Genomic DNA, 25,071 nt, shown 5'->3' with positions numbered 1-25,071 from the left:
CCCTCCAAAGTGTGCGGCGGGGGGATCTCCCCCTTCAGGAAAACCTCCTGCACTGGTCAACGCGACTCGGGCGCCGTTGGTTCCCTTGTGCGTACGCAGCGCTACCGTACGGAACGGGTCGGCGAGCCCCCCACCTGCGGCTCCCGCCGGGCCGGCCGGTCCGGCCACCCGCCGCGGCCGGCGGGCGGGCACTCAGAGCAGCACCCCTTCCGCGTAGCGCAGCACGATCTGCGGGGCGCCGGAGAGCACCACGCCGGCCGCCGCGGCGAGGGCGATGGCCGCCGCCAGGGCGAAGGGGGTGCCCGCGGCGACCGCACCGGCCGGCGCGTCCGCGGCGGCCCCGCGCGTCGCGCCGGTGGCGCCGTCGGCCGCACCGTGCGCCGCGCCGGTGGCGTCGGAGGTGGCCGCCGAGTCCGTCATGCCCTCCTCCTTCCCGCTCGGCGCGCGTCCGAACAGCAGTGCCGTCCAGCGCAGGTAGTACACGAGGGCGATCGCCACGTTGACGGCCATGATCACCGCGAGCCAGCCGTGCCGGGCGTCGACCGCCGTGGAGAAGACGGCCACCTTCGCGAACAGTCCGATCACCCCGGGCGGCAGCCCGGCCAGGCAGAGCAGGAAGAACGCCAGCGCGAGGGCGGCCGCGGGGCGGGACGCGTACAGTCCGCGGAAGTCCGTCAGCCGGCAGTGCGGCGCGCCGCGGCCGACCAGGGCCGCGACGGCGAAGGCGCCGAGGTTCACCACGGCGTACATCAGGGCGTACGCCACGGTGGTCCCGACGTGGTAGCCGGCCGGGCGGCCGGCGGCCTCGGCGGCGAGCGGCACCAGGAGGTAGCCGGCCTGGCCGATCGAGGACCAGGCCAGCAGCCGTACGGCGCCGCGCTCGGCGTCCGGCCGCTGCCGCAGGGCGCCGACGTTGCCGACGGTCATGGTCAGCGCGGCCAGCACGCCCATCGCCGGGCCCCAGGTGTCGGCGTACGGGTGGAGGGCGAGCGTGGTGAGCAGGATGAGGCCGGAGAAGCCGGCCGCCTTGCCGACCACCGACAGGTAGGCGGCCACCGGCAGCGGGGCGCCCGCGTAGGTGTCGGGCACCCAGAAGTGGAAGGGCGCCACCGCCAGCTTGAAGGCGAACCCGACCAGGGTGAGGGCGGCGCCGGCCTTGCCGAGGGTGTGGAGCTGGCCCGGTTCGTGGCCGAGGGTCCGGCCGATCCGGTCGAGGTAGAGGGTGCCGGTGGTGGCGTACAGGAAGCTGACGCCCATCAGCGACACCGCGGTGGCGGTCACCGAGGTGAGGAAGAACTTCAGCGCGGCCTCGCTGCCCAGCCGGTCGCCGCGGCGCAGCCCGACCAGGGCGAACGACGGCAGCGTGGTGACCTCCAGCGCCACGATCAGCGTGGCCAGGTCCCGGGAGGCGGGCAGCAGGGTGGCGCCGGACGCGGAGGCCAGCAGCAGGAACCAGAACTCGCCGGCCGGCAGTTCCTCCTCGACCGCGGGCGCGGACAGCAGGGCGGTCAGCAGCGCCCCGCCGAGCACCAGCACCTGCACCACCAGCGCGAAGCGGTCGGCGGTGTACGAGCAGCCGCCGCCGGTCGCGCCGGTGCTGCAGAAGGTGGCGTGGTGACCGGCCCGCAGCGGGATCAGCGCGAGCAGCGCCAGCGCGAGCCCGGCCACGGCCCCCCAGGCCAGGAACCGCTTGCGCAGCGGCGGCAGGAACAGGTCGGCGACCAGGAGCAGCACGGCCAGGGCGGCCGGGACGGCGGCCGGGGCGATCGCGGTCCAGTCGACGGACTCCGTCAGCGGCGACGCCAGCGCGAGCCCGGGCCCGTGGCCCAGCGCGTGGGCGGCGCCGGTGCCGTGGGCGGGGCCGGCGGTGGCGATCGCACCCGGGAGCGCGGCGGGGATCGCGCCGAGGGAGGTCATCAGCTTCCTCCGAGCAGGGAGCGTACGGCCGGATCGGTGAGGCCGAGCAGCAGCGCGGGCCACAGCCCGGCCAGCACGGTGAGGGCGGCGAGCGGTGTCCACGCGGCGAACTCGTAGCCGCGCACGTCGGCGAGGGCCGGCTCGGCCCGCGCGGTGCCGCGGTCGCCCATGCAGATCCGGCGGACCACGGACAGCAGGTAGGCGGCCGTCAGCAGGGTGCCGAAGGCGGCGATCGCGGTGAAGGTGACGTAGGCCGGGCGGCTGAGCCCGGCGCCGGGTTCGAACGCGCCGAACATCGCCAGCATCTCCCCCCAGAACCCGGCGAGCCCGGGCAGGCCGAGCGAGGCGACGGCGCCGAAGGCCAGCAGCCCGCCGAGCCGTGGCGCCCGCCCGTAGAGGGCGGCGCCGCCCTGTCCGGCCAGCCGGTCCAGGTCGCTGGTGCCGTAGCGGTCCTTCAGGGCGCCGACGAGGAAGAAGAGCAGGCCGGTGATGAGGCCGTGGGCGACGTTGGCGAACAGGGCTCCGTTGACGCCGGTGCGGGTCATGGAGGCGATGCCGAGCAGCACGAAGCCCATGTGGCCGACCGAGGAGTAGGCGATGAGCCGTTTGAGGTCGCCGCCGTTGCCCTGCCGGGCCAGCGCGAGGCACGCGAGCGAGCCGTAGACGATGCCGACGACCGCGAAGGCCGCCAGGTACGGCGCGAACGTGTGCATCCCGCCGGGCGCGATCGGCAGCACCACCCGGACCAGGCCGTAGGTGCCCATCTTGAGCAGCACCCCGGCGAGCAGCACCGAGCCGACCGTGGGCGCGGCGGTGTGCGCGTCGGGCAGCCAGCTGTGCAGCGGCCACATCGGCGCCTTCACCGCGAGCCCGAGGCCGATCGCCAGGACCGCGACCAGTTGCGTGGTGTGACCGAGGTGTGACCCGTTGTCGGTGGCGAGTGCCACCATGTCGAAGGTGCCCGCCTTCACCCCGATGAGGAGCAGGCCGAGCAGCATGATCACGGAGCCGAGGAGGGTGTAGACGATGAAGCGCAGTGCGGAGCGTTCGCGGTCGGCGCCGCCCCAGCGCGAGATGAGGAAGTACATCGGGACCAGGACGGTCTCGAAGGCGAGGAAGAACAGGATCAGGTCCAGGACGGCGAAGCTGGCCAGCGTGCCGCCCTCCAGCAGCAGCAGCAGCGCGACGAAGGCCCGCGGCCGGGGCCCGTCCGGCATCCTGAAGTACGAGTACAGCGCGCACAGGAAGGTCAGCAGCGCGGTCAGCACCAGCAGGGGCAGCGAGATGCCGTCCACCCCGAGGTGGAGGTGGATGCGCAGCGCGGGGATCCAGTCCAGGTCGGTGGTGGCCTGCATCCTGGCGGGGTGGTCGTGGTCGAAGCCGGCGGCGAGCACCACCGCGAGGACCAGCACCGCGCCGGTGACGGTCACGCCGTGCCGCAGCACCGCCTGGTCGGGGCCGCGTCCGCGCAGGCCGGGCGGGGCCGGCAGCAGGGCGCCGACCGCGCCGAGCAGCGGCAGGACGAGGATCGCCGCGAGGACGTACTGAAGGGCGGTGTCGTTCACTTCGGGCTCAGCCTCCGACGGCGACGAGGACGGCGAGGACGACCGCACCGGCCAGCAGCGCGCTGAGGTAGGTCTGGACGTTTCCGGTCTGGGCCTTGCGGACGGCCGCGCCCAGCAGGTTCGGGGTGCCCGCGGCGCCGCGTACCCAGGTCTCCACGACGTCCCGGTCCAGGAAGCGGACCAGCGCGGCCGCGGCGAGCACCGGACGGACGAAGAGCGCCGTGTAGAGGGCGTCGAGGCGGAAGCCGTGCGCGGCGGCGGTGTGCAGCGGGCCGAGCAGCAGCCGCCCGGGGTCGCCGGGGTCGTGCGCGGCGGCGACGTCGCCGTAGACCTTGTCGTGGTCCTCCTCGGCCTCGGCCTCGATCAGGGCGGGTTCGGAGTCCGCGTCGAGGTGGTCGGCGAGCGCGGTGCCGGTGCCCGGCGGCTCGGCGACGACCGCGCCGATCGGCACGGCCCGGCGGGTGGGGGCGACCGCCCGCCAGGCACCGTAGGAGACCAGTACGCCCGCCAGGGCCAGGCCGGTGCCGAGGAGCGCGGTGAGCAGGGTCGGGCCGAGCGGGGTACCGCCGAACCAGTCGGGCAGTTCGCGGTAGGTGAGCCCGCCGAAGGCGACGGTGGGGACGGCGAGCACCCACAGCACCGTGGTCATCGGCAGGGGCTGCCGGCCGTGGTCGGCGACCTGCGGGCCGGTGCCGAGGAAGGCGAGGAGGAACAGGCGGGTCGCGTAGGCGCCGGTGAGGACGGCCGTGGCCAGTCCGGCCACCAGCACCGTCCAGCCGACCGCCGACGGCACGTGCGCGGTGTCGCCGGCGGAGGCGTGCTCTGCGGCACGCAGGACCGATTCCTTGGAGAAGAAGCCGGACAGCGGCGGCAGCGCGGCCAGCGCGGCCAGCGCGAGCCCCATCGTCCACATCGCGTCGGGGACCCGCCGGCGCAGCGAGCCCATCCGGGACATCGCGGTCAGCGAGTTGGTGCCGGCCGCGTGGATCACCACGCCCGCGCCCAGGAAGAGCAGCGCCTTGAACGCGGCGTGCGACAGGAGGTGGAAGACGGCCGCGTCGCGGTCGCCGACGGCCAGCGCACCCGCCATGTAGCCGAGTTGGCCGATGGTGGAGTAGGCGAGCACGCGCTTGATGTCGTCCTGCGCGAGCGCGGCCAGTCCCGAGCCGACCATGGTGACCGCGGCCATCGCGGCCAGCACCGCGAGCGCGGCGGCGGACGCGGTGAACACCGGCAGCAGCCGGGCCACCAGGTAGATGCCGGCGGCCACCATGGTCGCCGCGTGGATCAGCGCGGACACCGGCGTGGGGCCGGCCATCGCGTCGGGCAGCCAGGTGTGCAGCGGGAACTGCGCGGACTTGCCGGCCACACCGGCGAGCAGCAGCAGGGCCACCACCGTCGGGTGGTGCAGCCGCCCGTCGGCGGCGGCGGTGAGGATGCCGCTGATCCGGAAGGTGCCGGCGTCCGCGGCCAGCGCGAACACGCCGATCAGGAACGGCACGTCGCCGAGCTTGGTGACCAGGAACGCCTTGATCGACGCGGAGCGGGCCGCCTCGGTCTCCCAGTAGTGGCCGACCAGGAAGTAGGAGCAGATGCCCATGACCTCCCAGCCGACCAGCAGCACCATCAGGTCGCCGGAGTAGACGACGAGCAGCATCGCGGAGGTGAACAGCGAGACCAGGGCCGCGTAGGAGGGGTAGCGCGGGTCGTCGCGCAGGTAGGACACGGAGTAGACCTGCACGCAGGTGGCGACCAGCCCGACGAGCAGCGCGATCAGGACGGAGAAGCCGTCCAGGTGCAGCGAGAGGTCGATCGGCACCGAGCCGGTGGCGGTCAGCCGGTGCGCGGCGTCGGTGGCCCGCCCGGTGCCCTGCCGGGCGGCGACGACGATCGCCAGCACGAAGGACACCGCGGTGGGCAGCACCGCCAGCGGGCGTACGAAGCCGGGTGCGCTGCGGCCGAGCAGGAGCCCGGCGGCCGCGCCCAGGAAGGGCAGTGCGGGGACGAGCGCGGCAAGGGCGGTCAGGGTCACGCGGTGGCCTCTGCCTTCTCGTCGTGGCCGGAGGCGGCGGCCGGGCCCGGGGCCGGGAGGTCGCCGTCCGGCGGGCCGGCCGCGCCGAGCGGCTGTCCGGGGTCGGCCAGGTCGGTGAGGCGGTCGATGTCGGCGGTGCCGCGGTTGCGGTGGACCAGCAGCACGATCGCCAGGCCGAGCCCGATCTCCGCGGCGGCGATGGTGATGGTGAACAGGGTGAGGGCCTGCCCGGTGTGCAGGCGGTCGTCGAGCCAGGTGTCGAAGGCGACGAGGTTGAGGTTGACGGCGTTGAGCATCAGCTCGACGGACATCAGGACGAGGATCGCGTTGCGCCGGGCGAGCACCCCGTACAGGCCGACGCAGAACAGCAGGGCGGCCAGGACGGCGGGGTAGACGAGGTGCATCAGCGGTCCTTGCCGTTCGGGGCGGCGCGGCCGCCGGACGCGGTACGGCCGCCGGACGCGGTACGGCCGCCGGAGCCGGACGCGGCGGGGCGGGGCGCAGGACCGGCGCCGGCGGGCTCGGCGTCGGTCCTGCGCCGCGACAGCACGATCGCGCCGACCAGCGCGGCCAGCAGCAGCACCGACAGCGCCTCGAACGGCAGCACCCAGAACCGGAAGAGGCTGCTGCCGGTGACCTTGGTGGAGCCGGCCCCGGCGGTGCGGTGCACGTCGATCCAGGTGCTGCGGAAGGCGTCGACCACCACCCACACGAGGGTGGCCGCGGCCGCGACGGCCACCGCGAGGGCGACCCAGCGGTTCTCGGAGTCGGCGTCGGGCGAGTGGCCGATCGGCGCCTTGGTGAGCATCAGCCCGAACAGCAGGAGGACGACGACCGAGCCGACGTAGATCAGCACCTGCACCCAGGCGATGAACTCGGCGGTCAGCAGCAGGTACTCCACCGCGATCCCGCCGAGCGCGACCACCAGCCACAGCGCCGCGTGCACCAGTTGGCGGGTGGTGACGGTGATCAGGGCCGCGCCGAGGGTGGCGAGCCCGACCAGCAGGAAGGTGATCTCGACACCGGTGGGTGAGAGGAAGCCGTTGTGGCCGGCGACGCTGCCGTGCATCACGCCTCGCCCTCCCCCGGCCGCTCGGACGACCCGCCGCCGTCGGCCCGCGCGCCACCGTCGGTCTGCGGGCCACCGTCGGCCTGCCCGCCACCGTCGGTCTGCGCGGCCTCCGCCTCCCGGGCGGCCTGCGCCGCCTGGGCCGCCTTCTCGGCCGCCTTGTGCGCGGCCGCGACCTCCTTGGGCTCCTCCGCCGCCGGGTCCAGCGGCGGCGGCGCGGGCACCGTCCACATCCACTCGCGCAACTTGTCGCGCTCGTGGGTCAGGTCGAGGATGTCGGTCTCCGCGTACTCGAACTCCGGGGACCAGAACAGCGCGTCGAACGGGCAGACCTCGATGCAGATCCCGCAGTACATGCACAGCGCGAAGTCGATCGCGAAGCGGTCCAGCACGTTGCGGCTGCGCTCGCGTCCGCCGGGCGCGGCGGGCGGCGTCGTCTCCTTGTGCGAGTCGATGTAGATGCACCAGTCGGGGCACTCACGGGCGCACAGCATGCACACCGTGCAGTTCTCCTCGAACAGCGCGATCACGCCGCGGCTGCGCGGGGGGAGTTCGGGTTGCACGTCGGGGTAGCGGGCGGTGACGGTCTTCTTCGTCATCGTGCGCAGGGTGACGGCCAGGCCCTTGGCCAGACCGGAGCCGGGAATCGGCATGGCTTACGAGGTCACCACCTTGACGACGCCGGTCAGGGCGATCTGGACGAGGGAAATCGGGATCAGCACGGTCCAGGCGAACTTCATCAACTGGTCCTCGCGCAGCCGCGGGTAGCTCACCCGCAGCCAGATCACCACGAAGGCGAGCACACCGGTCTTCAGCAGCGTCCACAGCCAGCCGACACCGCCCGACCACGGCCCGTGCCAGCCGCCGAGGAACAGCACCGTGGTCAGCGCGCAGAGCACGACGATCCCCGCGTACTCGGCGAGCAGGAACAGCGCGAAGCGCAGCCCGGTGTACTCGGTGTACGCGCCGAAGATGATCTCCGAGTCGGCCACCGGCATGTCGAACGGCGGCCGTTGCAACTCGGCGAGTCCGGCGGTGAAGAACACCAGGCCGCCCATGAGCTGCCACAGCGTCCACCACCAGTGGTACGACTCGACGATGCCCGGCAGCGACAGGGTGCCGGCGGCCATCGCCACGGACGCGGCGGCCAGCAGCATCGGCAGCTCGTACGCCATCAGCTGGGCGGCCGTGCGCAGGCCGCCGAGCAGCGAGAACTTGTTCGCCGACGCCCATCCGGCCATCAGCGACCCGAGGACGCCGACGCCCATCACGGCCAGCACGAAGAACAGCCCCGCGTCGACCGCCTCGCCGACGAAGCCGTCCGGCCCGACCGGGATGACGATCAGCACCAGGAGATACGGCAGCAGGGCGACGGCGGGCGCGAGCTGGAAGATCCTGCGGTCGGCGTCGGCCGGGACCACGTCCTCCTTCTGCGCGAACTTCACGCCGTCGGCGACGAGCTGGGCCCAGCCGTGGAAGCCGCCGGCGTACATCGGGCCGAGCCGGCCCTGCATGTGCGCCATCACCTTGTGCTCGGTCTGCCCGACCAGCAGCGGAAGGACCAGGAACGCGACGAGGACGGCGACCAGCCGCAGGACGACATGGAGCGTGTCGTTCACGGGGTACGTCCTCCTTCGTCGGTGGGCGGTTCGTCACGTGCGGGCGGCGCGGGCGGCTGCTCGGCGGGTTCCGACGGCTCGGCGGGTTCCGAGGACTCGGCGGGTTTCGACGGCTCGACCGGTTTCGACGGCTCGGCCGCCTCCGAGGGCTCGGCCTGCTCCGACCCGGACCGGGGCGGCCGCTCGGACCGGGGCTTCTCCGCGGGCGGCTGCTCGGCGGGTTCCGACGGCTCGGCGGGTTTCGACGGCTCGGGCGCCTCCCCGCCGGCAGGAGGCCGCTCGGCCGGCTTCTGCCAGGGCGCGTCCGGCGTGCTCGGGCGCGGGGTGCGGGCCGGACGGGCCGGACGCGCCGCCCCCTCCGCTGCCGGGCCTCCGCCCGCCGCGCTCCCGCCCGCCGGTTCCTGGCTCGCCGAGCCCTCCCCCGCGGTGCGGGTCCTGCGGGCCGGCCGCTCCCCCGCGGCGCCGCCCGCCGCCGCGCGCCGCGCCGGGCGGGCAGGCGCGGGCGGGAGCTGTCCCTTCAGCGGGCCCCAGTCGTTCGGGTCCGGCACCCCCGGCGGCAGCATCTGGCGCCGCTTCGGGCCGCCGTCATGGGACTCGCCCGGCTCCTTCGCGCCCGGCCACGCCTTGGCCACCCGGGCGGCCAGCACGAAGTCCTTGCGCAGCGGGTGCCCCTCGAACTCGTCGGGCAGCAGCAGCGGGGCCATGCCCGGGTGCCCGGTGAAGGTGACGCCGAACATCTCGTGCGTCTCGCGCTCGTGCCAGTCCGCGCCCGCGTAGACGCCGGTCGCGGTCGCCAGCTCGGCCGCGTCGTGCGGCACCGTGGTCCGCACCAGCAGCCGCCCGACGCCGCCTTCGAGGCGTACGACATGGACGCAGATCCGGAAGCCGGTGCCGGGTTCGTCCACCGCGCTCAGCCAGTCGAAGAAGGTGCAGCCCAGGCCGTCCCGGGCGGCGGTCAGCGCCGCCACCCACCCGGCGGGCGGCACGTCGACGGTCAGCAGGCCGTACGCCTCCTCGGCGGTCGCGCCCTCGCCGAAGACCTCGGCCGCGCGCTCGGGCAACTGCTCGAAGTCGCTCACCGCCGACCCGCCTCCGGGCCGTCGCCGGCGGCGGGCGGGGGCGGCGGGGTGACCAGGCCGCTGGTCAGCGCGGCGGCCGAGGGCCGCCCGCCGCCGCGGCCGTACCGCTCGCCCAGCGACTCGCGGGCGATCTTCTCCTGGAGCTTGAGGATGCCCTGCAACAGCGCCTCGGGGCGGGGCGGGCAGCCGGGCACGTAGACGTCGACCGGGATGATCTGGTCGACGCCCTTGGTGACGGAGTAGGAGTCCCAGTAGGGCCCGCCGCAGTTGGAGCAGGCGCCGAAGGAGATGACGTACTTCGGCTCCGGCATCTGCTCGTAGAGCCGCTTCACCGCGGGCGCCATCTTGTCGGTGACCGTGCCGGAGACCACCATCAGGTCGGCCTGCCGCGGGCCGGGCGCGAAGGGGATCACGCCGAGCCGGATGAAGTCGTGCCGGGCCATGGACGCGGCGATGAACTCGATCGCGCAGCAGGCGAGCCCGAAGTTGAACACCCACAGGCTGTAGCGGCGGCCCCAGTTGAGCACGACCTTCATCGGCTCGGGTGCCAGCCGGGCCAGCGGGCCGAGCCGGCGCGGTTCGGGCAGCGCCGTCGCGGACCGGTCCGGCAGGGCCGGGTCGGGCAGGGTCACGTCCATTCGAGCACGCCCTTCTTCCACGCGTACAGCAGCCCGACCGCGAGGAAGCCGAGGAAGACGAACATCTCGACGAGCGTGGTCCCGCCGAAGCCGTGGGCCGCGAAGACCGTCGCCCACGGGAAGAGGAAGATCGCGTCCACCGCGAAGATCACGTAGAGGAACGCGTACACGTAGTAGCGGATCTGGGTGTGCGCCCAGTCCTCGCCGACCGGGTCGACGCCGCATTCGTAGCTGAGCAGCTTCTCCCGCGTCGGCACGTCGGGTCGCAGCAGCCGCCCGGCCGTGAACGAGACCGTCACGAAGAGCACGCCGACGACCGCGACCAGACCGACGACCGAGTAGCCGTGGAAGTAGTCCACGTCCATCCGCCCCTCGTTCACTCGTTGACCAGCGATGTCCAGCGATCCGGATGGATCTTTAGACGATTTGTACGGAGGGAGTCTAGGCCCTGGCCCCTGCGGCGGAAGCAGGCGTCCAGGGATCGCGGTCGGCGAGCGGCGGACAAGGGGGGATAACCCCACCAACCGCCGGACCGCGCACCCCATGGCGCGCGCCCCCGCGGGGGCGGCAGGCTTGGCCCATGGACACCTCGCCCGCCTCGCGCGGCTCCGCGGCCCCCGGTTCCGCACCGGGCCCCGGCCCGACGCCGGACCCGCAGCGGCTGCCCCCGGCCCGCTTCGCCTTCGACGCCGTGACGTGGAGGGAGATCGCGAACCTGCTGCTGAACCTCCCGATGGCGCTGATCGGCTTCGTCTACGTGGTGACGACGCTCTCACTGGGCGCCGGGCTGTCCGTGACGGTGATCGGGTTGCCGCTGCTCGCCTTCGGCCTCGGCGGCTGCCGGCTGCTGGGCCGGCTGGAGCGGGCCCGGGTGCGCCGGCTGCTGGGGGTGCACGTGGAGGAGCCGCGGCCGCTGCGCACTCGGACGCTGGGCGGGTTCCTGCCCTGGCTGTGGGCGTCGCTGAAAGACCCGGTGGCCTGGCGGCACGCGCTCTACCTGGCGATCCGGCTGCCGTGGGGCATCGTGACCTTCGTGGTCACGCTGGTCTCGCTGTTCGTGCTCTGGCCGGTGCTCCCGTTCCTGGCCAGGGGCATGTCGACGGTGGACCGGGCACTGGCCCGCGGCCTGCTCCAGCCCTCCGACGAGCTGGAGCGGCGGATCGCGGAGCTGGAGTCGGACCGCGGGGTGGTCGTGGACACCGCGGCGGCCGACCTGCGCCGGATCGAGCGGGACCTGCACGACGGCGCCCAGGCCCGGCTGGTGGCCCTGGCCATGGACCTGGGCCTGGCCAAGGAGAAGCTGCTGGAGGACCCGGAGGCGGCGGCGAAGATGGTCGGCGAGGCGCACGGCGAGGTGAAGGTGGCCCTCCAGGAACTGCGCGACCTCGCCCGCGGCATCCACCCCGCGATCCTCACCGACCGCGGGCTGGACGCCGCGCTGTCCTCGGTCGCGACCCGCTGCACCGTGCCGGTCTCGGTCACCGTGGACCTGCCGGCCCGGCCGGCCGAGGCGATCGAGGGCATCGCCTACTTCACGGTCTCCGAACTCCTGCAGAACGTCAGCAAGCACAGCCGGGCCCGGCACGCCTCGGTGGAGGTGTGGCACGCCGGCGACCGGCTGATGATCCAGGTGCGCGACGACGGCCGGGGCGGCGCGGACGTCTCCGGCGGGTCGGGACTGGCCGGGCTGGCGGAGCGGCTGGACTCGGTGGACGGGCTGTTCGTGGTGGCCTCGCCGGCGGGCGGCCCGACCGTGGTGACCGCGGAGCTGCCCTGGCGCGACCGTGAGTCGAAGCGGCAGGCGGCGCGCCGGGGGTAGGGAAATCCCCACCCCGAAGACGCCGATCCGCACCATGGGCGGCCGGGGCCGGCCGGGCCAGTGTGGTCGGTATGACCAGCAGTACCGAAAGGACGGTCCCGACCATGGCGTACGGCATCCAGCCCGCCGAGCGAGAGCACCGGCTGCCCACCGCGCTGCGCGCGCCCCTGGAGGCGCGCACCTGGCGGGAACTGGCCTACCTGCTGCTGAACCTGCCGATGGGCGTCCTCGGCTTCGTGTGGACGGTGACGATGCTGTCGCTGGGCGCGGGGCTGCTGGTCACCTTCGTCGGGCTGCCGGTGCTGGTGCTGGCCCTCGGCGGCTGCCGGGCGGTCGGGTACGCCGAGCGGGCGCGGGCCCGCTCGCTGCTGTGGCTCGACGTGGAGGAGCCCGGCCCGGTCCGGACGAGGTCCCGCGGCTTCTTCCCGTGGCTGGGCGGCCAGCTCGGCAGCGGCGTGAACTGGCGGCACGCGATCTACTGCCTGCTGCACTTCCCGTGGGGCGTCTTCAGCTTCTGCGTGTCGGTCAGCTTCTTCACCTACGGCTGGGGCCTGCTCACCTACCCGCTGTGGCGCTGGGTGTTCCCGGTCTACTTCGGCCAGGAGGGCATCCAGGTGTACGGCGACGGCGACGGCCACCACGGCTGGTGGCTGCACACCCCCGCGGACATGCTGCTGTGCGTGGCCGCCGGCGGGGCGCTGGTGCTGCTGATGCCGTGGACGGTGCGGGGCATGGCGCACGTGGACCGGATGCTGGTCGGCGGACTGCTCGGGCCGTCCCGGCTGGCCCACCGGGTCAGCGAGCTGGAGTCGGACCGCGGCGCCGTGGTGGACACCGCGGCGGCCGACCTGCGCCGGATCGAGCGGGACCTGCACGACGGCGCCCAGGCCCGGCTGGTGGCCCTGGCCATGGACCTGGGCCTGGCCAAGGAGAAGCTGCTGGAGGACCCGGCGGTGGGCGCGGCCATGGTCGAGGAGGCGCACGGCGAGGTGAAGGTGGCCCTCCAGGAACTACGCGACCTCGCCCGCGGCATCCACCCGGCGATCCTCACCGACCGCGGGCTGGGCCCGTCGCTGTCGGCGGTGGCGGCGCGCTGCACCGTGCCGGTCTCGGTCACCGTGGACCTGCCGGCCCGGCCGGTGCCCGCGATCGAGGGGATCGCCTACTTCACGGTCTCCGAACTCCTGCAGAACGTCAGCAAGCACAGCGGCGCGTCCCGCGCCTCCGTGGACGTCTGGCAGACCGGGGAACGGCTGATGCTGCACGTGTACGACAACGGCCGCGGCGGCGCCTCGGCGGAGGGCGGCTCGGGCCTGGCCGGCCTGACCGAGCGGCTCGACGCGGTGGACGGCGTGCTGGTGGTGGACTCCCCGTACGGCGGCCCCACGCGTGTCGCGGCCGAACTGCCCTGGCGGTCCTGACCGCCCGCCGGGCGAGGTCCTACCGTGGGGGCCATGGACGAGATCAGCGGCGGGGCGGGCGGAGCGGGTGACGGCTCCGCGGTGCGGGCGGCCGAGCAGGTGTGGGTGGTCGTCGGCCGGCTGCGGCGCCGGCTGCGGGAGGTGAACGGCGACGGGCTGACACCGGCCCAGTCGTCGGTGCTGGTCCGGCTGGCCAAGGGGGAGGGTGCCTCGATCAGCGGCCTCGCCGCGATCGAGCGGGTCCGGCCGCAGTCGATGGCGAAGATCGTGGCGGGTCTGGAGGAGGCCGGGCTGGTGTCCCGGCGCCCCGACCCGGACGACGGCCGGCGGCAGTTGCTGGCGCTGACCGAGCGGGGCGTGGAACGGCGGCTCGGCGACCGCCGGTCGCGGCAGGAGTGGCTGGTCCGGGAGCTGCGGACCCGGTACACCGAGGAGCAGCGGCAGACGATCATCGACGCGATGGCGCTGCTCGACGAGGTCGCCCAGTCCTGAGCCGCCCCGCCGCCGCCCGGACCCACGCCCCCACGCCGCCCCGGCCCCGGCCCCGGCCCCGGCAGCGAACCCGGCCCCGGCAGCGAACCCGGGCACTGACCCGGCCCTGACCCTGATTCCACCCGCGCTCGCGCCGGACCCGGCAGCGAACCCGGGCACCGACCCGAACCCGGGCATCGGCTCGGCCCTCACCCCGATTCCACCCGCGCGTCGCCCCGAACCCGGGTACGGGCATCGGCTCGGCCCCGGGGCAGCCCCGGCCCGCAGCCAGGCACCCGGGCACACCGGTTGCGCAGCGGCCCCGGCGCACAGGTCCACCGGCCTCATCCCGGCCCCGGGCCCCACCACCGACCCGGACCCGGCTCCGGAGGCAGCCCCGGGGGTCGCCACCACCCACCGTCCGGGCACCCGGGCCCACCGGCCCTGCACCGGGCTGCCCCGACCGCGGGCCCGGGGCGGCCCGGGCCCGCGGTCGGGGCGGCCCGGGCCCATGCTCGGGCCCATGCGCGGGCTCCTGCTCCGGCGCCGCCCGCGCCGAACGTGCACTAGCCGACCCGCAGCAGCACCTTCCCGGTGCCGCGGCCGTCCGCCAGGACCTGGTGGGCGTCGGCCGCCCGCGCGAGCGGCAGCTCCCCGGTGATGTCGAGCCGGATCGCGCCGGAGGCCAGCAGGGACAGCGCGGACAGGGCGTGCGAGCGGACGGCGGCGGGCGCGCGGCGGGCGAGGTCGGCGATGTTGTAGCCGGCCAGCGAGCGGTTGTTCTGCCACAGCGGCAGCAGCGGCAGCGAGAGGTCCGGGTGGCGGGCGGCCTCGCCGTACAGGGCGAGGCGGCCGAAGGGGGCGAGCAGCGGCAGCGAGGCGAGCCGGGTGGGGCCGCCGATCGGGTCGAGCACCACGTCGACCTCCCGCACCGCCGCCGCGAAGGCGTCGCGCGGGTGGATCGCGTCGTAGCCGAAGCGCTCGGCGTACTCGGCCTTCGCCGCGGAGCCGACGGTGCCGTAGACCGCGGCGGCGCCCAGCGCGCGGGCGATCTGGGCGGCGGCCGAGCCGATGCCGCCGGCGGCGGCGTGGATCAGCACCGTGTCGCCCGCGGTGAGCCGGGCGGCGCCGGCGAGGATGCCGTAGGCGGCGGTGAGCGTGAGGCCGGCGCCGCCGCCGTCGCGCAGCGAGATCCCGTCGAGCGGGAAGGCGAAGTCCGCGGGCGCCAGGGCGTACTCGGCGTAGCCGCCGCCGTCCGGGAGGTAGGCGGCGACCTGCTCGCCGACCGTCAGACCGGTCACGCCCGGGCCGACCGCGGCGACCTCGCCGGAGACCTCGAAGCCGGGCACGGTGGTGTGCCGCGGGGTGCCGAAGTCCCCCAGCCGGTGCCGCATCTCGTCGTGGTTGACGCCGGCGTAGGCGACCCGGACCAGGAGCTGGCCGGGCCCGGGCACGGGCGCGGGCAGGTCCACGGCCTTGAGTACCTCAGGACCGCCTATGACGTCGAAACCGACCGCGCGCACACGTTCTCCTCTCCCCGGGCGCCGCCCGTACGGGCGGCCGCCGCTGATCGCCGGGCGCAACCTTGCCCACCCCGAACCGTATTCCTCATCGAGCCGCCGATGCTGGGATGCTGGGCCAGTCGGTTCGAACGGGGGAGCTGGAGACGGTGGAGGAAAGAGTGCGGGTCGTCATCGCCGAGGATTCGGTACTGCTCAGGGAGGGACTGACCCGGCTGCTCACCGACCGGGGCCATGACGTGGTCGCGGGGGTCGGCGACGCCGAGGCCCTGCTCGACGCGGTCCGCGGGCTGGCCGGCGAGGGCGCGCCTCCTGACGTCGTGGTGGCCGACGTGCGGATGCCGCCGACGCACACCGACGAAGGGGTGCGCGCGGCCGTGCAATTGCGCAGGGAGCACCCGGGCGTGGGCGTGCTGGTGCTGTCGCAGTACGTCGAGGAGCAGTACGCGACGGAACTGCTGGCCGGCAGCAGCCGCGGGGTGGGCTACCTGCTCAAGGACCGGGTGGCCGACGTCCGCGAGTTCGTGGACGCGGTGGTCCGGGTCGCCGAGGGCGGCACCGCGCTGGACCCCGAGGTGGTCGCGCAACTGCTCGGCCGCAGCCGCAAGCAGGACGTGCTCGCCGGGCTGACCCCGCGCGAGCGCGAGGTGCTGGGGCTGATGGCCGAGGGCCGGACCAACTCGGCGGTGGCCAAGCAGCTCGTGGTGAGCGACGGCGCGGTGGAGAAGCACGTGAGCAACATCTTCCTCAAACTGGGCCTCGCTCCGAGTGAGGGGGATCACCGCAGGGTGCTGGCGGTGCTGACCTACCTCAACTCGTGAATTGCTGACACGCTGTCTCACAAGGGGAACAGGTGGTGGTTTTCCGGTCAGCCGCGGGTCCGGTTCCCCTTTGCCGAACGTACCGGGAAGGTGACCCTTACCGACGTACGATGACCGGTGATGAGCAGTGCCGCCGCGAAGGAGGTCCGTTCAGTGACCAGCCAGGTCAGCAGCCCCATCAACGAGGAACACGAGGGTCCGGGGACCGTGCTCGGCTCCCCCGCCGGGGAGGTCGCGGAGCCCGGAGGACTCGCCGGAGCCGGTGGGCTCGCCGAGCCGGGCGGGACCGGCGGGCCGCCGGCCCCCGGCAAGGAGACGCGCCGGCTGGACCGGGTGATCATCCGGTTCGCGGGCGACTCGGGCGACGGGATGCAGCTCACCGGCGACCGCTTCACCTCCGAGACGGCGTCGTTCGGCAACGACCTGTCCACGCTGCCGAACTTCCCCGCCGAGATCCGGGCCCCCGCAGGCACCCTGCCGGGGGTCTCCTCGTTCCAGCTCCACTTCGCCGACCACGACATCCTCACCCCGGGCGACGCCCCCGACGTCCTGGTCGCGATGAACCCTGCCGCCCTCAAGGCGAACCTGGCCGACCTGCCGCGGGGCGCCGAGGTCATCGTCAACACCGACGAGTTCACCAAGCGGGCCATGGCGAAGGTCGGGTACGCCGCGAACCCGCTGGAGGACGGCTCGCTGGCGGCCTACGCGGTGCACCCGGTGCCGCTGACCACGCTGACCCTGGAGGCGCTCAAGGACAGCGGCCTGGCCCGCAAGGACGCCGAGCGGGCGAAGAACATGTTCGCGCTCGGCCTGCTCTCCTGGATGTACCACCGCCCGACCGAGGGCACCGAATCCTTCCTGCGCGCCAAGTTCGCCAGGAAGCCGGACGTCGCCGAGGCGAACGTCACCGCCTTCCGCGCCGGCTGGAACTTCGGCGAGACCACCGAGGACTTCGCCGTCTCCTACGAGGTGGCGCCCGCCGCCAGCGCCTTCCCGGGCGGCACCTACCGCAACATCTCCGGGAACCTCGCGCTCGCCTACGGCCTGGTCGCGTCGTCGAGCCGCAGCGGGCTCCCGCTGTTCCTCGGCTCCTACCCGATCACCCCGGCCTCGGACATCCTGCACGAGCTGAGCCGGCACAAGAACTTCGGCGTGCGGACCTTCCAGGCCGAGGACGAGATCGCCGCGATCGGCGCCGCGCTGGGCGCCGCGTTCGGCGGGTCGCTGGCGGTCACCACCACCTCCGGGCCGGGGGTGGCGCTGAAGTCCGAGACCATCGGGCTGGCGGTGTCGCTCGAACTGCCGCTGCTGGTCGTGGACATCCAGCGCGGCGGGCCGTCCACCGGCCTGCCGACCAAGACCGAGCAGGCCGACCTGCTCCAGGCGATGTACGGGCGCAACGGCGAGGCGCCGGTGCCGGTGGTGGCCCCGGCCACCCCCGCGGACTGCTTCGCCGCCGCGCTGGAGGCCGCCCGGATCGCGCTCGCCTACCGCACCCCGGTGATGCTGCTCTCCGACGGCTACCTCGCCAACGGCTCGGAGCCCTGGCGGGTCCCGGACGTCGACGAACTTCCGGACCTGCGGGTGGAGTTCGCCTCCGGCCCGAACCACACGGCGGCCGACGGCACCCGGAGCTTCCGGCCCTACCTGCGCGACCCGGAGACCCTGGCCCGGCCCTGGGCGGTGCCCGGCACCCCGGGTCTGGAGCACCGGATCGGCGGCATCGAGAAGCAGGACGGCACCGGGAACATCTCCTACGACCCGGCCAACCACGACTTCATGGTCCGCACCCGCCAGGCGAAGATCGACGGCATCGAGGTCCCCCGCCTGGAGGTGGACGACCCGGACGGCGCCGCGCGCACCCTGGTGCTGGGCTGGGGATCGACGTACGGGCCGATCACCGCCGCGGTGCGCCGCGTCCGGCGCGAGGGCGGCCGGGTCGCACAGGCCCACCTGCGCCACCTCAACCCGTTCCCGGCGAACCTCGGCTCGGTGCTGGCCCGGTACGACAAGGTGCTGGTGCCGGAGATGAACCTCGGTCAGCTCGCGCACCTGCTGCGGGCGAAGTACCTGGTGGACGCACGCTCCCACACCCAGGTGACCGGGCTGCCCTTCAAGGCCGAACAGCTGGCGCAGGCCATCGCGAAGGAGAACGCGGATGTCTGAGACCCCCACGCTCGACCCCGCCGCCGGGATCGGCCCGCTCGCCGGCGCGACGGCGCTGTCGCTGGTGCCCAAGGCCGCCTCCCCCCAGAGCATGAAGGACTTCAAGTCCGACCAGGAGGTGCGCTGGTGCCCAGGCTGCGGGGACTACGCCATCCTCGCCGCCGTCCAGTCGTTCATGCCGGAACTGGGCCTGGCCCGGGAGAACGTCGTCTTCGTCTCCGGCATCGGCTGCTCCTCGCGCTTCCCGTACTACATGAACACCTACGGGATGCACTCCATCCACGGCCGCGCCCCGGCCATCGCCACCGGGCTGGCGGCCTCCCGGCGCGACCTGAGCGTGTGGGTGGTCACCGGCGACGGCGACGCGCTGTCCATCGGCGGCAACCACCTCATCCACGCGCTGCGGCGCAACGTGAACCTCAAGATCCTGCTCTTCAACAACCGGATCTACGGACTCACCAAGGGCCAGTACTCCCCCACCTCCGAGGTCGGGAAGATCACCAAGTCCACGCCGATGGGCTCCCTCGACGCCCCCTTCAACCCGCTGTCGCTGGCGATCGGCGCCGAGGCGTCGTTCGTCGCCCGCACCATCGACTCCGACCGCAAGCACCTCCAGTCGGTGCTGCGCGCGGCCGCCGCCCACGAGGGCACCGCGCTGGTGGAGATCTACCAGAACTGCAACATCTTCAACGACGGCGCCTTCGACGTGCTCAAGGACAAGGACACCGCGCAGAGCGCGCTGATCCGGCTGGAGCACGGCGCCCCGGTCCGCTTCGGCCCCGACGGCTCGCGGGGTGTGGTCCGCGACCCGCGCACCGGCGACCTGGAGGTCGTGGAGGTCACCGCCGCCAACGAGGCGGCCCTCCTCGTGCACGACGCCCACTCCCCCTCGCCGACCAACGCCTTCGCCCTGACCCGGCTCACCGACGGCACCGCCTTCGGCCCGGGCACCGCCACCCCGATCGGCGTCTTCCGCGACACCGCCCGTCCCGTCTACGACACGGACATGGCCGAGCAGCTCGAAGCCGCCGTCACCCGCCAGGGGCCCGGCGACCTGGCGGCCCTCCTCGCCGGGAAGGACACCTGGACCGTCGCCGACTGACGCGCCGGCCACGGAACCCCTCCGCCCCGCCCCGCCGGCCCGCTCCGGTGCGGCGGGGCGGACGCGTCACCGGGCCGCGTCGTAGGCCCGCTGGGCGGCGGCGACCGCGGCCATGTTCCCGGCGGTCCACTCGGCGAGGGCGCGGACCTTCCCGGCGACCTGGTGGCCGAGGGGGGTGAGGTCGTAGTCGACGTGGGGCGGGATCACCGGGTGGGCCAGGCGGCGGACGAAGCCGTCCCGCTCCAGGGTGCGCAGGGTCTGCGCGAGCATCTTCTCGCTCACCCCGCCGATCCGGCGGCGCAGCTCGCTGGGGCGCAGGGTGCCCGCGCCCGCCAGCTCGACCAGCACCAGGACGCCCCAGGTGCTGGTGACGTGTTCGAGGACCGCCCGCTCCGGACAGCCCCGCAGCCGGCCCGCTTCACTCACCTTCATGGGGGTACCGTACTCCAAGGTGGGTACTTTCCCGAAGTTAGTGCCCGCGTTACGGTGGCGGAGACGTCGGAGTGATCCGCGGACCACCGCAGAACGGGAGCAACAGCATGAGCATCGTCGTCACCGGGGCAACCGGCCACCTGGGCCGGCTCGTCATCGCGGACCTGCTGGAGCGCGGGGTGGAGGCGGGCGGGATCGCCGCGGTCGTCCGGGACCCGGGCAAGGCGGCCGACCTGGCCGCGAAGGGCGTGGAGGTGCGGGTCGCGACCTACGACGACCCGCAGACCCTGAAGGGCGCGTTCGCGGCCGGCGACCGGGTGCTGTTCGTCTCCGGCAACGACGTCGGCCGACGGCTGCCGCAGCACACGGCGGTGGTCGACGCGGCGCGCGGGGCGGGCGTCGGCCTGCTGGCGTACACGGGCATCCTCGGCGGCCCGGAGGCCGATCTCGCGCTCGCCGAGGAGCACAAGCTGACCGAGCGGCTGATCCTCGACTCCGGGCTGCCGCACACCTTCCTGCGCAACGGCTGGTACACCGAGGTGTACACGCAGAACCTCGGCACGGTGCTGGAGCACGGCGCCGTCGTCGCCAGCGCCGGGGAGGGCCGGGTCTCCTCCGCCGCGCGCGCGGACTACGCGGCCGCGGCGGCCGTGGTGCTCACCGGCGAGGGCCACGAGGGCAAGGCGTACGAACTCAGCGGCGACACCGCGTGGAGCTTCGCGGAGTACGCGGCAGCGGTCGCGCAGGCGAGCGGACAGGAGATCGCCTACCGGAACGTCTCCTCCGAGCAGTACCTGGAGATCCTCGTGGGCGCCGGCCTGCCGGCCGCGTTCGCCGAGGTGCTGGTCGACGTCGACCGGGCGATCGGCCGCGGCCTGCTCGCGGGCACCAGCGGCGACCTGTCCCGGCTGATCGGCCGCCCGACCACCCCGATGCCGCAGTCGGTGGCCGCCGCGCTGAAGGGCTGACCGCCCCCGCCCAGCCCGCCCGGGCGCGGCCTGTCATGACCACACTGCGATATGGCCATGACAGGCCGCGCCGCCGCCCGCTACGGTCGGGGAGCCGTACGGGGTCGGGAGGGGCGGGCACATGGACGAGCAGCGGGCGGGGTTGGGCTACGGCTTCGCGGCCTACGGGCTGTGGGGGCTCTTCCCGCTCTACTGGCCGCTGCTGGAGCCGGCCGGGGCGCTGGAGATCCTGGCGCACCGCATGGTGTGGTCGCTCGGCGTGGCCGCGGTCATCCTGCTGGTGCTGCGCCGCTGGGCGTGGATCGCCGAACTGGTCCGGCAGCCGCGGCGGTTGGCGCTGATCGCGGCCGCGGCGACCGCGGTCACCGTGAACTGGGGCGTGTACATCTGGGCGGTGAACGCCGGCCACGTGGTCGAGGCCGCGCTCGGCTACTTCATCAACCCGCTGGTCACCATCGGCCTCGGCGTGCTGGTGCTGCACGAACGGCTGCGCCCGGTGCAGTGGGCCGCCGTCGGCATCGGCTGCGCGGCCGTGGTGGTGCTCACGGTCGGCTACGGGCGGCTGCCGTGGATCGCGCTCACCCTGGCCTTCTCCTTCGGGGGCTACGGGCTGATCAAGAAGAAGGTCGCCATGGGCGGCCTGGAGTCGCTCGCCGCCGAGGCGAGCGTGCAGTTCCTGCCCGCGCTCGGCTACCTGGTGGTGCTCGGCGCCGGCGGCCACTCCACCTTCACCCACCACGGACCGGGGCACGCCTCGCTGCTCGCCGCCTGCGGCCTGGTCACCGCGGTACCGCTGATCTTCTTCGGCATGGCCGCGACCCGGCTGCCGCTGTCCACGATCGGCCTGATGCAGTACCTCACCCCGGTCTCCCAGTTCCTGATCGGGGTGCTCCACTTCCACGAGACGATGCCGCCCGACCGGTGGGCCGGGTTCTTCCTGGTCTGGGCCGCGCTGGCGGTCCTCACCTGGGACGCGCTGCGCACCGCCCGGCGGGGCCGGCTCGCGCTCGCCGCGGCCGGCGCCGCGACGGGTGCCGTGTCCGGCCGCGCGGCCGCCGACAGCGCTACGCCGTGATGTCCTGCGCTACGCCGTGATGTCGCGCGAGGTGAACCGCGCCCACGCGGCCGACCCGAACACGGCCGCGTACAGCGCCTGGAGGCCCAGGTTCCGCCCGATGCCGTTCCACTGCACCGGATCGCGCAGCACGTCGGCGAAGCTCAGCCAGTAGTGCGGGAAGAGGTACGGCTGGACCGCGTGCAACTGCGGGATGGTGTCCACGATCTGCACGGTGATCAGCAGGCCGACGGTGGCCGCCATGGCGCCGATGCCGCTGTCGGTGAGGGTGGAGACGAACAGCCCGAGCGCGGCCACGCCCACCAGCGAGCCGGCCACCAGGGCCGCGATCAGCAGCGCCCGCAGCATGCCCTGGGAGAGCGGGACGGTGGTCCCGGACAGGGTCGTCACGTCGCCGACCGGGAAGAGCACGAAGCCCACCACGAGGCCGGACACGGCGACGACCAGCGTGGCCGCGAGGCAGAAGGCCAGCACCGAGGCGTACTTGGCGACCAGCAGCCGGGTCCGCCCGGCCGGGGCGACCAGCAGGTAGCGCAGGGTGCCGCCGCTCGCCTCGCCGGCGACCGCGTCGCCCGCGACCACGCCGACGGCCATCGGCAGGAAGAACGGCAGGGTGGCGGCGAGCGCGGTGAAGGCGAGGAACAGGCCGTTGTTGCTCACCTGCTGGATGAACGCCGGCCCGCCGTCGCCGCCGGACCGGCCGCCGACCGACCCGCCGTCGCGCGTCTCGATCCGCACCGCGACGCCGACCAGCACCGGGACGCCCGCCAGCACCCCGAACAGCGCGAGGGTCCGCCAGCGCCGGAAGACGATCAGCAGCTCGGAGCGGAACAGAGCGAGCGACCACAGCCGCCGCACCGCCGCTCGGCCCGTACGGCCCGAGGCGGCGCCGGTCGGATCCACGGGGTCCGGCGGGGCGCCGGCGGCCTCCTGCGCCCCCTCCGGCGCCGTCTCAGCCCGCGACATCGAAGCCCTCCCCGGTCAGCGCGACGAACGCGTCCTCCAGCGAGCCGCGTTCGAGGCCGAAGCCGCGCACGCGGACGCCCGCCGCAACCAGGGCCGCGTTCAGCTCCGCGAGGTCCGGCGGCTCGGCGGGCAACTCGCCGGTGACGCGCTGCCCGTCCGCGGACAGGGCGGTCACGCCGCGGCCGGCCAGCACCCGGACGGCCTCGGCCGGGTCCGGCGTGGTGACGGCGAGCCGGCCGCGGGTACCGGCCGACAGCTCGGCGACCGGGCCCTGCGTGATCAGCCGGCCGCGGGCCATCACCGCGGCGTGCGTGCAGACCTGCTCGATCTCGTCCAGCAGGTGCGAGGAGAGGAAGACGGTCGTGCCGTCGGCGGCCAGCTCCCTGACCAGGGTGCGGATCTCCCGCATGCCCTGCGGGTCGAGGCCGTTCGTCGGCTCGTCGAGCACCAGTAGGTCCCGCGGCTGGAGCAGCGCCGCCGCGAGGCCGAGGCGCTGCTTCATGCCGAGCGAGTACTGCCGGGCCCGTTTCTGCGCGGCCGCGGCCAGCCCCACCCGGTCCAGGGCGGCGCCGACCCGGGCCCGGCGGGTGCGCGGGTCGGCGGTCGGGTCGGCCGCGTCGTACCGCAGCAGGTTGTCGCGGCCGGACAGGAAGCCGTACAGCGCCGGGCCCTCGATGAGCGCGCCGACCCGGGGCAGCACCGAGCGGGCCGAACGCGGCATCGGGCGGCCGAGCACCCGGGCGGTACCGGCGGTCGGCTCGACCAGGCCCATCAGCATCCGGATGGTGGTGGTCTTGCCCGAGCCGTTCGGCCCGAGGAAGCCGAAGACGCTGCCGCGCGGCACCCGCAGGTCGAGGCCGTCGACGGCGAGGGTGCCGCGGTACCGCTTGGCGAGGCCGCGGGTCTCGATCACGGCCTCACCGGGGGCCGCCGCCGGGGCCGGCTCCGTCATCGCGCTCCCTCGCTCTCCTGGCTCCGCCGCTCTCCCGCGCTGCCGCACCGCGCCGCGCCGCGCACCGGGGCTAGTGGTGGCCGCCGGCCGCCGCGGTCAGCGCGGACTCGGTGACCGCGCCGACGTAGAGCCTGCCCTCGTCGGTGAGGAGCACGTTCACCAGGCGGGTGTGGAAGACGGTGCCGGTGCCGAAGGAGCCGGTGACCTTGGTGCCGTATCCGTCGAGCGCCGACGACGCGTCGCCGCCGCGGCCCGAACCGGCCGTGCCGTCCGCGCCGAAGCCGCTGCCGCCGCCGTCGCCCGACCCCGAGCCCGCGTCGCCGGTGTCGATCACCGCGACGGAGTCCCAGCCGGTGCCGAGCACGGTGGGCGCGGCCAGGCCGGCCACGGCGCCGGCCCCGCTGCCGCCGGACGCGCCGGAGGACTTGCCCTCGGTCACCTCGGCGCCCTTGGGCGCGGTGAACGAGAAGGTGCTCGCGGCCGGCTCCCCGAACCCGACCTTGGTGAAGCCGATCTCGAAGACGGCCTTGCCGCCGCCCTTCGGAAGCACGGTGAACTTCAGCGGGACCCCGGTGCCGGAGTCGACCGCGATGCGGACCGACCCGACCGTGGTGTCGGCGGCGTGCTCGGGCGTGACCACCAGTTCGTAGGCGCTGCGGCCGGCCACCCGGGCGGTGCCGTCGACGGTGACCGAGGAGGTGCCGCGCGCCGCCCGGAGCACCTGCTCGGCGGCGGCCTGCGGGGTGGTCGGCACGCCGTCGGACGGCCGCGCGCCGACCGGGCCCGAGGACTCGTCCGCCGCGGCGGGCAGCGTCGCGTGGTACGCCTGGTTCGACGCGCTGTCGTACGCCCACAACTGGGTGCCGTCGTGGATGACGCTGTACTCGGCGGCGGGCTCGATGACCGAGACCTTCTGCCGGTCCTGGCCGTCGACCGCGACGTGCAACTGGTGGGTGCCGACGAGGAGCTGGGCGAGCTGCGCCTGCGGGGCGGCGGAGGAGCCGTCCTTGCCGGAGCCGCCCGCGCCCGACAGCAGACCGCCGGCCGCGCCCCCCGAGAGCGCGTCGGGCAGGCCGAGGTCGGTGCTCACCTTCACGGTGCCGTCCAGGGCGCGGGTGTCCGAGGCCGCGATCTTCGTCAGCAACTGCTGTGCGGTGATCTTCGGCAGCGAGGGGTCGCCGGCGTCGGCGAGCGCGGGCACCAGCGTGATCGTGGCGGCCGCCACGCCCGCCACAGCGACGGGTACGGCGTAGCGCGCGATCTTCCGGGCGCGGCCGCGCGGTCGCTCCGGCTCCTCCGGCTCGGGTCGCCCGATCCGTTCGGTCACTGCCATGGCGTTGTACCTCCGTCGTCAGCGGCGGCCCGCTCGCGGTTTCCCCCTACCCGGGGCGATTGTCCCCCAGTCCGCCATGCGGTGGGGTGACCCCATCCGACCAGAT

Annotated in this window: 23 protein-coding genes; 8 read left to right on the top strand and 15 right to left on the bottom strand. The window is 74.3% G+C overall.

Features of this window, described 5'->3' with window-relative positions; all coding sequences use genetic code 11:
* Positions 1–192: 192 nt before the first annotated feature.
* Genes RVR_RS21765 through RVR_RS21720 form a run of 10 tightly spaced genes read right to left on the bottom strand, consistent with a single transcriptional unit; the run spans position 193 to position 10,284 of the window.
* Positions 193–1,917, bottom strand: a complete 1,725-nt coding sequence (locus RVR_RS21765) for an NADH-quinone oxidoreductase subunit N (RefSeq protein ID WP_202235449.1) — start codon at positions 1,915–1,917, stop codon at positions 193–195.
* Complete coding sequence (locus tag RVR_RS21760; protein WP_202235448.1) at positions 1,917–3,482, bottom strand: complex I subunit 4 family protein; 1,566 nt, start codon at positions 3,480–3,482, stop codon at positions 1,917–1,919. Before RVR_RS21760 ends, RVR_RS21765 begins: the two co-directional genes overlap by 1 nt.
* A 7-nt stretch (positions 3,483–3,489) precedes the next feature.
* Positions 3,490–5,514 (bottom strand): NADH-quinone oxidoreductase subunit 5 family protein, encoded by a 2,025-nt coding sequence (locus RVR_RS21755; RefSeq protein WP_202235447.1) that lies wholly within the window; start codon positions 5,512–5,514, stop codon positions 3,490–3,492.
* Positions 5,511–5,918, bottom strand: coding sequence for an NADH-quinone oxidoreductase subunit NuoK (gene nuoK, locus RVR_RS21750; RefSeq protein WP_202235446.1), 408 nt, complete (start codon positions 5,916–5,918; stop codon positions 5,511–5,513). Before nuoK ends, RVR_RS21755 begins: the two co-directional genes overlap by 4 nt.
* On the bottom strand, positions 5,918–6,583 hold the full coding sequence (locus RVR_RS21745) for an NADH-quinone oxidoreductase subunit J family protein (protein ID WP_202238903.1): 666 nt from the start codon (positions 6,581–6,583) through the stop codon (positions 5,918–5,920). Before RVR_RS21745 ends, nuoK begins: the two co-directional genes overlap by 1 nt.
* On the bottom strand, positions 6,583–7,236 hold the full coding sequence (locus RVR_RS21740) for a NuoI/complex I 23 kDa subunit family protein (RefSeq protein ID WP_202235445.1): 654 nt from the start codon (positions 7,234–7,236) through the stop codon (positions 6,583–6,585). Before RVR_RS21740 ends, RVR_RS21745 begins: the two co-directional genes overlap by 1 nt.
* A 3-nt stretch (positions 7,237–7,239) precedes the next feature.
* Positions 7,240–8,202: an NADH-quinone oxidoreductase subunit NuoH gene (nuoH, locus tag RVR_RS21735; RefSeq protein WP_202235444.1), complete on the bottom strand. Its 963-nt coding sequence runs from the start codon at positions 8,200–8,202 to the stop codon at positions 7,240–7,242.
* Positions 8,199–9,281: an NADH-quinone oxidoreductase subunit C gene (locus RVR_RS21730; protein ID WP_202235443.1), complete on the bottom strand. Its 1,083-nt coding sequence runs from the start codon at positions 9,279–9,281 to the stop codon at positions 8,199–8,201. The genes nuoH and RVR_RS21730 overlap by 4 nt, the downstream gene beginning before the upstream one ends.
* Complete coding sequence (locus RVR_RS21725; protein ID WP_202235442.1) at positions 9,278–9,919, bottom strand: NADH-quinone oxidoreductase subunit B; 642 nt, start codon at positions 9,917–9,919, stop codon at positions 9,278–9,280. The genes RVR_RS21730 and RVR_RS21725 overlap by 4 nt, the downstream gene beginning before the upstream one ends.
* Positions 9,910–10,284, bottom strand: a complete 375-nt coding sequence (locus RVR_RS21720) for an NADH-quinone oxidoreductase subunit A (protein WP_202235441.1) — start codon at positions 10,282–10,284, stop codon at positions 9,910–9,912. The genes RVR_RS21725 and RVR_RS21720 overlap by 10 nt, the downstream gene beginning before the upstream one ends.
* Before the next feature lie 215 nt (positions 10,285–10,499).
* Between RVR_RS21720 and RVR_RS21715 the strand changes: the two genes are divergently transcribed.
* From RVR_RS21715 to RVR_RS21705, 3 genes are all read left to right on the top strand, one after another.
* Positions 10,500–11,738: a sensor histidine kinase gene (locus RVR_RS21715; protein ID WP_202235440.1), complete on the top strand. Its 1,239-nt coding sequence runs from the start codon at positions 10,500–10,502 to the stop codon at positions 11,736–11,738.
* 71 nt (positions 11,739–11,809) lie between these two features.
* Positions 11,810–13,159: a sensor histidine kinase gene (locus RVR_RS21710; protein WP_430393160.1), complete on the top strand. Its 1,350-nt coding sequence runs from the start codon at positions 11,810–11,812 to the stop codon at positions 13,157–13,159.
* 33 nt (positions 13,160–13,192) lie between these two features.
* A complete protein-coding gene (locus RVR_RS21705) occupies positions 13,193–13,651 on the top strand; it encodes a MarR family winged helix-turn-helix transcriptional regulator (RefSeq protein ID WP_202235439.1) in 459 nt (152 codons plus the stop codon).
* A gap of 545 nt (positions 13,652–14,196) precedes the next feature.
* Here RVR_RS21705 and RVR_RS21700 read toward each other — a convergent pair.
* Entirely contained in the window at positions 14,197–15,153 is a 957-nt protein-coding gene (locus RVR_RS21700) for a quinone oxidoreductase family protein (RefSeq protein WP_202235438.1), read from the bottom strand.
* Positions 15,154–15,311: 158 nt separating this feature from the next.
* Here RVR_RS21700 and RVR_RS21695 point away from each other — a divergent pair, with 158 nt between their 5' ends.
* The 3 genes from RVR_RS21695 (at position 15,312) to RVR_RS21685 (ending at position 19,239) form a co-directional block, all read left to right on the top strand.
* Complete coding sequence (locus RVR_RS21695; RefSeq protein ID WP_202238899.1) at positions 15,312–15,971, top strand: response regulator transcription factor; 660 nt, start codon at positions 15,312–15,314, stop codon at positions 15,969–15,971.
* 153 nt (positions 15,972–16,124) lie between these two features.
* Positions 16,125–18,137: a 2-oxoacid:acceptor oxidoreductase subunit alpha gene (locus RVR_RS21690; RefSeq protein WP_202238897.1), complete on the top strand. Its 2,013-nt coding sequence runs from the start codon at positions 16,125–16,127 to the stop codon at positions 18,135–18,137.
* On the top strand, positions 18,130–19,239 hold the full coding sequence (locus RVR_RS21685) for a 2-oxoacid:ferredoxin oxidoreductase subunit beta (protein WP_202235437.1): 1,110 nt from the start codon (positions 18,130–18,132) through the stop codon (positions 19,237–19,239). Before RVR_RS21690 ends, RVR_RS21685 begins: the two co-directional genes overlap by 8 nt.
* A 66-nt stretch (positions 19,240–19,305) precedes the next feature.
* On the opposite strand, the gene RVR_RS21680 is transcribed toward RVR_RS21685, so the two are convergent.
* Entirely contained in the window at positions 19,306–19,671 is a 366-nt protein-coding gene (locus tag RVR_RS21680) for a winged helix-turn-helix transcriptional regulator (protein ID WP_202235436.1), read from the bottom strand.
* Positions 19,672–19,778: 107 nt separating this feature from the next.
* Between RVR_RS21680 and RVR_RS21675 the strand changes: the two genes are divergently transcribed.
* Together RVR_RS21675 and rarD are read left to right on the top strand one after the other, a co-directional pair.
* A complete protein-coding gene (locus RVR_RS21675) occupies positions 19,779–20,639 on the top strand; it encodes an SDR family oxidoreductase (RefSeq protein WP_202235435.1) in 861 nt (286 codons plus the stop codon).
* 121 nt (positions 20,640–20,760) lie between these two features.
* Positions 20,761–21,714, top strand: a complete 954-nt coding sequence (gene rarD / locus RVR_RS21670) for an EamA family transporter RarD (protein ID WP_202235434.1) — start codon at positions 20,761–20,763, stop codon at positions 21,712–21,714.
* 9 nt (positions 21,715–21,723) lie between these two features.
* Here the strand turns inward: rarD and RVR_RS21665 are convergent, their stop codons facing one another.
* The 3 genes from RVR_RS21665 to RVR_RS21655 form a co-directional block, all read right to left on the bottom strand.
* Positions 21,724–22,680 (bottom strand): ABC transporter permease, encoded by a 957-nt coding sequence (locus RVR_RS21665; protein WP_202235433.1) that lies wholly within the window; start codon positions 22,678–22,680, stop codon positions 21,724–21,726.
* Positions 22,667–23,632 carry an ABC transporter ATP-binding protein gene (locus tag RVR_RS21660; protein WP_202235432.1) on the bottom strand — a complete coding sequence of 322 codons (966 nt, stop codon included), beginning with the start codon at positions 23,630–23,632 and terminating at the stop codon, positions 22,667–22,669. Before RVR_RS21660 ends, RVR_RS21665 begins: the two co-directional genes overlap by 14 nt.
* 70 nt (positions 23,633–23,702) lie before the next feature.
* The gene (locus RVR_RS21655; protein ID WP_237404889.1) at positions 23,703–24,965 is read right to left on the bottom strand and encodes a LolA family protein; all 1,263 of its coding nucleotides are present in this window, start codon (positions 24,963–24,965) and stop codon (positions 23,703–23,705) included.
* Positions 24,966–25,071: the final 106 nt, after the last annotated feature.

It is taken from the genome of Streptomyces sp. SN-593 (assembly GCF_016756395.1).
GTDB classification, from domain to species: Bacteria; Actinomycetota; Actinomycetes; order Streptomycetales; family Streptomycetaceae; genus Actinacidiphila; species Actinacidiphila reveromycinica.
This window is presented reverse-complemented; position numbering and strand designations above follow the sequence as displayed.

What these genes read in the sequence shown, in the direction of transcription:
- RVR_RS21765 (WP_202235449.1), bottom strand. Translation starts at nt 1,917, where the DNA reads ATGACCTCCCTCGGCGCGATCCCCGCCGCGCTCCCGGGTGCGATCGCC.
- nuoK (WP_202235446.1), bottom strand. Translation starts at nt 5,918, where the DNA reads ATGCACCTCGTCTACCCCGCCGTCCTGGCCGCCCTGCTGTTCTGCGTC.
- RVR_RS21745 (WP_202238903.1), bottom strand. Translation starts at nt 6,583, where the DNA reads ATGCACGGCAGCGTCGCCGGCCACAACGGCTTCCTCTCACCCACCGGT.
- RVR_RS21740 (WP_202235445.1), bottom strand. Translation starts at nt 7,236, where the DNA reads ATGCCGATTCCCGGCTCCGGTCTGGCCAAGGGCCTGGCCGTCACCCTG.
- RVR_RS21725 (WP_202235442.1), bottom strand. Translation starts at nt 9,919, where the DNA reads ATGGACGTGACCCTGCCCGACCCGGCCCTGCCGGACCGGTCCGCGACG.
- RVR_RS21720 (WP_202235441.1), bottom strand. Translation starts at nt 10,284, where the DNA reads ATGGACGTGGACTACTTCCACGGCTACTCGGTCGTCGGTCTGGTCGCG.
- RVR_RS21715 (WP_202235440.1), top strand. Translation starts at nt 10,500, where the DNA reads ATGGACACCTCGCCCGCCTCGCGCGGCTCCGCGGCCCCCGGTTCCGCA.
- RVR_RS21710 (WP_430393160.1), top strand. Translation starts at nt 11,810, where the DNA reads ATGACCAGCAGTACCGAAAGGACGGTCCCGACCATGGCGTACGGCATC.
- RVR_RS21705 (WP_202235439.1), top strand. Translation starts at nt 13,193, where the DNA reads ATGGACGAGATCAGCGGCGGGGCGGGCGGAGCGGGTGACGGCTCCGCG.
- RVR_RS21685 (WP_202235437.1), top strand. Translation starts at nt 18,130, where the DNA reads ATGTCTGAGACCCCCACGCTCGACCCCGCCGCCGGGATCGGCCCGCTC.
- RVR_RS21680 (WP_202235436.1), bottom strand. Translation starts at nt 19,671, where the DNA reads ATGAAGGTGAGTGAAGCGGGCCGGCTGCGGGGCTGTCCGGAGCGGGCG.
- RVR_RS21675 (WP_202235435.1), top strand. Translation starts at nt 19,779, where the DNA reads ATGAGCATCGTCGTCACCGGGGCAACCGGCCACCTGGGCCGGCTCGTC.
- rarD (WP_202235434.1), top strand. Translation starts at nt 20,761, where the DNA reads ATGGACGAGCAGCGGGCGGGGTTGGGCTACGGCTTCGCGGCCTACGGG.
- RVR_RS21665 (WP_202235433.1), bottom strand. Translation starts at nt 22,680, where the DNA reads ATGTCGCGGGCTGAGACGGCGCCGGAGGGGGCGCAGGAGGCCGCCGGC.
- RVR_RS21660 (WP_202235432.1), bottom strand. Translation starts at nt 23,632, where the DNA reads ATGACGGAGCCGGCCCCGGCGGCGGCCCCCGGTGAGGCCGTGATCGAG.
- RVR_RS21655 (WP_237404889.1), bottom strand. Translation starts at nt 24,965, where the DNA reads ATGGCAGTGACCGAACGGATCGGGCGACCCGAGCCGGAGGAGCCGGAG.